We start from the raw sequence: 7,990 nt of genomic DNA on the forward strand, positions 1-7,990 counted from the left end.
TTTTTACTTTAATTGGTATCACCCACATATGAACAGCGTTAAGCAGCTTGGTATGGGCTTGGTTGGTCTAATTATCGTTGAGGAGAGCATTCCAGTGCCGTTTGATGAAGAGCACGCACTGATGCTTAAACATTGGCGTATAGATAAGAAAGGCCAATGGAAAGATCTAATGATCCCACGACTCAGTGCTCGCATGGGTACGCCAGGAGAGTGGAGTAGCGTTAATGGAATACATGAGCCTGTCTATGAGTTAAAACAACATGCAACAACCAGGCTACGTATCGCTAATGTCGACAATACGATCACTTACCCTATAGCTGTCGAAGGGGCTGAGGCATGGGTGATTGCCATTGATGGTAACCCTGTAAAAACACCTTATAAGCTGACGCAACATAAAATTGGTCCAGGGATGCGAGTGGATATTGGACTGATAGCACCCAAAGCCGGTGGGCGAGTTAGCGTCCTTCAAATGAAAGGACGCTTTCCTTTCTCTTTGTGTGAGTTCGAGGTTGTAGATTCAACCCTTGTTGAGAATCGCTCTCTGCCTTCTTTACCCCTTAATCCTGTGCCCAATTTAGATTTGGCTAATGCAGAAGAAATCGACTTTTTATTTGAATGGGAAGGGGCGGTTTCTCCAGTATCTAAAGATGGAAAATCTATGCCTAAGTTTTGGCTAACTAATAAACGAGCATGGGAGGGGATGAGCAAAGATAATATCCCTGAACCGTTGGCGACTTTAGAGCTGGGAAAAACCTATATATTCGATCTTAAGAACGTCACTCAATATCATCACCCGATTCACATTCACGGCCATACATTCATTGTATTGGAACTTGATGGGAAGAAAGTTGAAGAACCTTTCCATACTGATACAGTGTTACTTGGAAAAAATGGCCGAGCTAAAGCTGCATTTGTAGCCGACAACCCTGGCCGCTGGATGTATCATTGTCATGTTATAGAACACATGAAAACGGGTTTGATGGGATATATTGAAGTTAAGTGACACCTGTAACGTTTAATATTTGCGCATGCATTCTTAGTTTCTACCCTCGCTTTTATCGGCGTTAAAGCTAGAATATAGGGATTATTGTTTGGGAGGATTCATGGGTCAGTTATCTATTCTAGGTTTTATCGCCATCGGTGGCGCGTTTGGTGCTTGTTCACGTTACTTGATTTCAGAGTTATGCGTTGTGATGTTAGGGCGTGGTTTTCCTTACGGTACGCTGACTGTTAACGTAATTGGCTCTTTGATTATGGGATTGCTCATCGCCGCGTTTGAAAATGAGATGGTTGCGACGGAGCCGTGGAGACAAATTATCGGTCTTGGTTTCCTTGGAGCCCTGACGACATTTTCTACGTTTTCGATGGATAACGTGCTTCTTATGCAGCAGGGTGCGTTCTTCAAGATGGGGCTCAATGTACTGCTCAATGTGGTTCTCAGTATTTCAGCCGCATGGATCGGCTTCCAACTTCTGATAAAGTCTTAAAACTTTCTTACGATTTGTTAACAACTCGGCTTGGTTTATCCAAGCCGTTTTTATATACTCGATCGTACTTGTCGGAGTGCCATATGGCTGAGACCGTTAACTCGGGATCCGTTGAACCTGATCAGGCTAATACCTGCGAAGGGAACAAGAGTAGATATCTAACTAGAATCCTTCTAGAGATCTATCTCCAGATCACAACTGCATTTTCTTGCTGTGATCCCTCTTGTAGCATCTTATCCGTCAAGCATTTTTATCCCTATAAATAATGGCTAAAAGCCAAGGAAAAATGCTATGTCGAGTCGTAAACAAGCAAGACTGGAAGCGAAGAATTTCATTGATTCTTTATCTGTACAACCTTATCCAAACTCAAAAAAAGCTTACATCCAAGGGTCTCGAGAGGACATTCAAGTCCCTGTACGAGAAATATCCCTCGCAGATAGCCTTGTTGGTGGCACCAAAAAAGAGCCTGTATTCGAACCTAATGAGCCAATTCATGTCTACGACACCTCAGGTGTTTATACCGATCCTACGCATGAAATAGACCTTTATAGTGGCCTTCCTAAGTTGCGAGAGCAATGGATTGAAGAGCGTGGTGATACGGAATTGCTCGATGATGTAAGCTCTGTTTACACCAAAGAACGTTTAGAAGATGAAACCCTAGACGACCTTCGTTACGGAAACCTGCCTCGAATTCGTCGCGCTACTGGCGACCAATGTGTAACTCAACTGCATTATGCTCGTCAGGGAATTATCACTCCTGAGATGGAGTACATTGCGATACGTGAGAACATGGGGCGTCAGAAGTTCGCTGATGAACAGCTTAATCACCAACACCCAGGCCATAACTTTGGCGCAAACCTGCCAAAAGAAATTACCCCTGAGTTCGTGCGTAAAGAGGTCGCTGAAGGCCGAGCTATCATCCCTTCAAACATCAACCACCCAGAATCAGAACCTATGATTATTGGCCGAAACTTCTTAGTGAAAGTGAACGCCAATATCGGTAACTCTTCTGTAAGCTCTTCGATTGAAGAAGAAGTTGAGAAGCTAGTATGGTCGACTCGCTGGGGCGGCGATACCGTAATGGATCTTTCTACTGGCCGTAATATCCACGAGACTCGTGAATGGATCCTACGTAATAGCCCAGTGCCGATTGGTACGGTTCCTATGTATCATGCGCTTGAGAAAGTGAATGGCGTAGCCGAAGACCTTAACTGGGAAGTGATGCGCGATACTTTGATTGAACAAGCGGAGCAGGGCGTTGATTACTTCACTATCCATGCTGGTTTGCTTCTTCGTTATGTTTCTATGACGGCTAAGCGTGTGACAGGTATTGTTTCTCGTGGTGGCTCTATTATCGCGAAATGGTGTCTTGCACATCACCAAGAAAGCTTCCTATACACACACTTCCGCGAGATCTGTGAGATCTGTGCGAAGTACGATGTGGCTTTGTCACTAGGTGACGGCCTACGTCCTGGCTCTATTGCAGATGCCAATGATGAGGCTCAGTTCTCGGAGTTACGTACTCTAGGTGAGTTAACTAAAGTGGCTTGGGAATACGATGTTCAGGTGATCATTGAAGGTCCTGGACATGTACCTATGCATCTTATTAAAGAGAACATGGATGAGCAGTTAGAGCACTGCCATGAAGCGCCTTTCTATACGTTAGGCCCGCTGACCACTGATATTGCACCGGGTTATGACCACATTACCTCTGGTATTGGCGCGGCGATGATTGGTTGGTACGGCTGTGCGATGCTTTGTTATGTAACACCTAAAGAGCATTTGGGCTTACCAAATAAAGAAGATGTGAAGACTGGCTTGATTACTTACAAGCTGGCAGCACATGCAGCAGACTTGGCAAAAGGGCATCCGGGCGCACAAATCCGAGATAATGCATTATCTAAAGCTCGTTTTGAATTCCGTTGGGAAGACCAATTTAATCTAGCTTTAGATCCAGAAACAGCCCGTTCTTTCCACGATGAAACCCTGCCACAAGAATCTGGCAAGGTTGCTCACTTCTGCTCTATGTGTGGACCTAAATTCTGTTCAATGAAGATCTCTCAAGAAGTTCGAGAGTACGCGAAAGACACTGAACAAGTGGCTGCTGATCAGGCTATCGAGATTAAGATGCTTGATAATCCGTTGGAAGGGATGCGTCAGAAATCACAAGAGTTCCGTGATACTGGCTCTGAACTTTATCACCCAGCAGTAGGCGCAAAAGAAGCTCAATTAGAGGAATAATGACAGTGAAGATTCTTATCCCATCTCAAAATATTGAGCTAACGGGAGAGGTGCAAAGCTGTCTATTGGTTGCTAAGCGACAAGGCTTGGCAACCGATGCAGTTGAGTTGGGTGTAAGCCCAACTCAATGCTTCTCTATCGTTGATGCTCAGCAAGCGTTATCTATTGGTTTTGCTCATGATGTTGATTCATTGGCGGAGTGTCGCTCAAGTGAGCTTGATCATATCGTTTATTACAGTCATTCAGTGGCGCTAGCTGGTGTCCGCGATGCCTTGGCACAAACTCCGAATACCATCTATATCGGTGTCTTAGATGACTCAGCTGCATTGGATATCTGGTCACAGCTAGATTCTAATCGCGCTATCAAGAGTGAAACTCCAGCTCATCAGGAGTTAGATAGTCGTGGCCACTTTGCTTGGTTACTTACTTTGTTGGCGTTGGAATTCCCATTAGAAGATGCACTGGTTTTAGCTCGCGCAGCATCTAGTGTTTCACGTGGAACATGGCCAGCAAACTATCAAAACTTTCCTATTCCCGTTCTCGAAGATGAGCGACTGGATATTAGTGTTGGTTGGGCGCACCAAGGAACATCACTGTCGTTCCCGGAATTGAGTAAGAGTAGCCTAGGACTATACCCAGTGGTTGATGATGTTGAGTGGATCGAAAGGCTGCTCAAGCTTGGAATTAACACAGTTCAACTGCGTATTAAGAACCCACAGCAAGCAGATTTAGAACAACAAATCGCGCGATCTATCGAACTCGGTAGAGAGCACAACGCTCAGGTTTTTATCAATGACTATTGGCAATTGGCACTTAAGCATGATGCTTTTGGTGTTCATTTGGGGCAAGAGGACATCGAAGAATCCAACCTATCTCAACTGAGCCAAGCTGGTATTAAGATCGGTCTATCGACTCATGGTTATTACGAGTTGCTACGCATTGTGCAAATCAACCCAAGCTATATTGCGCTGGGGCATATATTCCCAACCACCACTAAGCAGATGCCATCGAAGCCTCAAGGACTTGTGCGTTTATCTCTCTATCAGCAGCTGATTGATACTATCCCATACACAGAAGAACTCACCGGTTATCCGACAGTTGCGATTGGTGGAATTGACCAGTCGACGGCCGCACAGGTGTGGAGTTGTGGGGTATCGAGCCTTGCTGTTGTACGTGCGATTACGTTAGCCGAAGACCCAAAACAAGTGATTGAGTTCTTCGAAGCATTAATGGCTGACCGTTCTTCAGGTGCTGCTAAAGAGGTAACTCAGGAGCTAAGTCATGCTGAATGATTTCGAATTCATTCGTTATCAACGACAACTCGCACTTCCTGAAGTGGGTGAGCAAGGGCAACGCAATCTATTAGATAGCCATGTATTGGTCATCGGTTGTGGTGGCTTAGGCAATGCTGCGGCTCTCTATCTTGCGGCTTCCGGTATCGGGAAAATCGTATTAGTTGATGATGATTGTGTGGATTCGTCTAACCTTCAACGACAAGTTGCGTTCAAGGAAAGCCAGTTAGGTTCGCCTAAGGTCGAAGCTCTGAAGCAAAAACTGACTGAGCTTAATGGTCGAAACCAAGTGAGAACCATCAATAGGCGAATGACTCAGAGCCAGCTTGAGCTTGAGGTGATGCTCGCTGATTTGGTGTTGGATTGTACTGACAACTTTGAGTCACGTCAGCAGGTTAACCAAGCATGTTTTGGTAGCAAGACACCTTTGGTTTCTGGTTCTGCGATCGGATGGAAAGGTCAGTTTATTGTCTTTGATTATCAGATGCAGAAAGGGTGCTATCACTGTTTGTTCCCGTTCAGTCATCATCCACAAACGACACGTTGTAGCGATAGCGGCATCATAGGCCCAGTTGTTGGCACCATAGGCAACCTCCAAGCACTGGCAGCGATTCAACGTATTAGCACTGGCGAGTTCCAGGTTGCAACACATCAGCTCAAACTGTTTGATGGTCAGACGATGAACTGGCAAAACTTAAGTGTCACTCAAGATAGTGAATGCCCCGTTTGCTGCACATCTACAGTTAACTATTTAGAAGAAGAAACCCAATGAGCAACATAACGATCTCTATCAATGAGCAACCAGAACAGGTTGCACAATCGTCGTCTCTAGCGGATATCATCCAAGCGCTTTCACTACCCGATCAGGGTTGTGTCTTTGCTATCAATAATGCGGTTGTCCCGCGTAGTCAGTGGCAACAAAGGGTCGTCAATGAAGGCGATGCTATTTCTCTTTTCCAAGCTATTGCAGGAGGCTAACTATGTTAACTATCGCAGATAAAACATTTCAATCACGACTCTTTACTGGAACGGGCAAGTTCGCGAATAAACATTTAATGGCGAGTGCTATCGAAGCTTCCGGTTCTCAACTGGCAACCATGGCGTTGAAGAGAGTTGATATTCGCTCTGAGCAAGATGATATTTTACAGCCCATCATTGATGCTGGCGTGAACTTGTTACCAAATACCTCCGGGGCGAAGAACGCGAAGGATGCCATCTTTGCTGCGCATTTGGCTCGCGAAGCGCTAGGCACAAACTGGCTCAAACTGGAAATTCACCCTGATCCAAAGTACTTGATGCCAGACCCAATTGAGACATTAAAAGCGGCTGAGCAAATGGTTAAAGATGGCTTTGTTGTGTTGCCTTACTGTCATGCTGACCCAGTGTTGTGTAAACGATTGGAAGAGGTGGGTTGTGCTGCGGTTATGCCGCTAGGTGCGCCGATTGGGTCGAACAAAGGTATCGCTTCGGCAGACTTCTTAGAGATCATTATCGACCAAGCGAACGTCCCTGTGATTGTTGACGCTGGTATTGGTGCGCCATCTCATGCTACTCGTGCAATGGAAATGGGCGCGGATGCCGTGTTAGTTAATACTGCAATTGCGGCTTCTCAACAACCCGTTGATATGGCGATTGCTTTTAAACTGGCAGTTGAAGCTGGCCGTATGGCTTACCTTTCTGGTCTTGCTGGACAGGTGTCTCATGCGGTTGCTTCTAGTCCGCTAACTTCATTCCTAGACGAGTAGTGTCCTTATGACGTTTGTTGATCGATTTAAACAGCTCAACTGGGATGACATTGGTATGTCCATCTTCAGTAAAACGGCAGCGGATGTTGAGCGCGCTCTGAGTAAACCTAAACGCGACTTGGAAGACTTTAAGGCTCTTATCTCTCCGGCAGCAGAACCTTACTTAGAGCAGATGGCGCAACAATCGTTGGCACTCACACGCAAGCGATTCGGCAATACAATGTCGTTGTATATTCCATTGTACCTCTCAAACTTATGTGCGAATGCGTGCACGTATTGTGGTTTCTCAATGGAGAACCGCATTAAGCGTCGCACACTTACTTTAGATGAAATCGATGCTGAAAGTGCCGCTATCAAAAAGATGAAGTTTGATAGTGTATTGTTGGTGACTGGTGAACATGAAACCAAGGTCGGGATGAAGTACTTCCGTGAAGTGCTACCGAATATTAAGGCACAATTTAACTATCTTGCGATGGAAGTGCAGCCGCTTGATCAAGATGACTACGCAGAGCTTAAAACTCTCGGCTTAGATGCGGTGATGGTTTACCAAGAAACGTATAGCCCAAGTACCTACGCGGAACACCACTTGCGTGGCAATAAAATGGATTTTGAATACCGGCTCGAAACGCCCGATCGTTTGGCAAAAGCGGGTATTGATAAGATAGGTATTGGCGCTTTGATTGGCTTGGAAGATTGGCGTACCGACTGTTTCTTCGTGGCCGCTCACTTAGACTATCTTGAGCGTACTTATTGGCAAACACGTTACTCGATTTCATTCCCACGTCTTCGTCCGTGTGAGGGTGGTTTGCAGCCTAAATCGATTATGAGTGATAAACAGTTGGTTCAACTTATCTGTGCGTATCGTTTATTAAACCCTGAGGTTGAATTGTCTCTCTCGACTCGTGAGTCTGCAGCTTTCCGTGACAATGTGTTGCCATTGGGAATCACCAGTATGTCGGCTGCGTCTAAAACCCAGCCTGGTGGTTATGCTTCTGATGAAGAAGAACTCGAGCAATTTGAAATAAGTGATGAGCGAAGTGCTGCCGATGTTGAGTCAATGATTCGTCAACGTGGTTTTGATCCTGTGTGGAGAGACTGGCACAGTGCTTACTCTGGTTAGCGAACACGCAGATTTATGTTCCACGTGAAACATCGACGAAGTTAAATCGACAAATAAAAACGGCTACCCTAAGGTGGCCGTTTTTCATTGTGCGCCGAGCATGGC

At 45.6% G+C, this 7,990-nt stretch carries 8 protein-coding genes and 1 riboswitch; all 8 genes read left to right on the forward strand.

Translation table 11 applies throughout. From position 1 onward, the window contains the following. Positions 1-1,003 (forward strand): multicopper oxidase family protein (locus AB4507_RS19115; RefSeq protein ID WP_372183104.1); only part of this gene is annotated, 1,003 nt, incomplete at its 5' end. Positions 1,004-1,103: 100 nt separating this feature from the next. Next, positions 1,104-1,487 carry a fluoride efflux transporter CrcB gene (gene crcB / locus AB4507_RS19120; protein WP_004736665.1) on the forward strand — a complete coding sequence of 128 codons (384 nt, stop codon included), beginning with the start codon at positions 1,104-1,106 and terminating at the stop codon, positions 1,485-1,487. A gap of 62 nt (positions 1,488-1,549) precedes the next feature. Then, a riboswitch (TPP riboswitch) is annotated at positions 1,550-1,648 on the forward strand. A 130-nt stretch (positions 1,649-1,778) separates the two neighbouring features. Then, positions 1,779-3,728, forward strand: coding sequence for a phosphomethylpyrimidine synthase ThiC (thiC, locus tag AB4507_RS19125; protein ID WP_372183106.1), 1,950 nt, complete (start codon positions 1,779-1,781; stop codon positions 3,726-3,728). Next, positions 3,728-5,020: a thiamine phosphate synthase gene (locus tag AB4507_RS19130; protein ID WP_017061314.1), complete on the forward strand. Its 1,293-nt coding sequence runs from the start codon at positions 3,728-3,730 to the stop codon at positions 5,018-5,020. The genes thiC and AB4507_RS19130 overlap by 1 nt, the downstream gene beginning before the upstream one ends. Continuing rightward, positions 5,010-5,792 (forward strand): HesA/MoeB/ThiF family protein, encoded by a 783-nt coding sequence (locus AB4507_RS19135; protein WP_017062994.1) that lies wholly within the window; start codon positions 5,010-5,012, stop codon positions 5,790-5,792. The genes AB4507_RS19130 and AB4507_RS19135 overlap by 11 nt, the downstream gene beginning before the upstream one ends. After that, entirely contained in the window at positions 5,789-5,998 is a 210-nt protein-coding gene (thiS, locus tag AB4507_RS19140) for a sulfur carrier protein ThiS (protein WP_372183108.1), read from the forward strand. Before AB4507_RS19135 ends, thiS begins: the two co-directional genes overlap by 4 nt. 2 nt (positions 5,999-6,000) lie before the next feature. Further along, positions 6,001-6,765, forward strand: a complete 765-nt coding sequence (locus AB4507_RS19145; protein ID WP_065584384.1) for a thiazole synthase — start codon at positions 6,001-6,003, stop codon at positions 6,763-6,765. A gap of 7 nt (positions 6,766-6,772) precedes the next feature. Further along, the gene (thiH, locus tag AB4507_RS19150) at positions 6,773-7,885 is read left to right on the forward strand and encodes a 2-iminoacetate synthase ThiH (RefSeq protein WP_017061318.1); all 1,113 of its coding nucleotides are present in this window, start codon (positions 6,773-6,775) and stop codon (positions 7,883-7,885) included. The last annotated feature ends 105 nt before the right edge of the window (positions 7,886-7,990 follow it).

Source organism: Vibrio sp. 10N.222.54.A3 (assembly GCF_041474095.1).
In the GTDB taxonomy this organism is placed as follows: Bacteria; Pseudomonadota; Gammaproteobacteria; order Enterobacterales; family Vibrionaceae; genus Vibrio; species Vibrio crassostreae_C.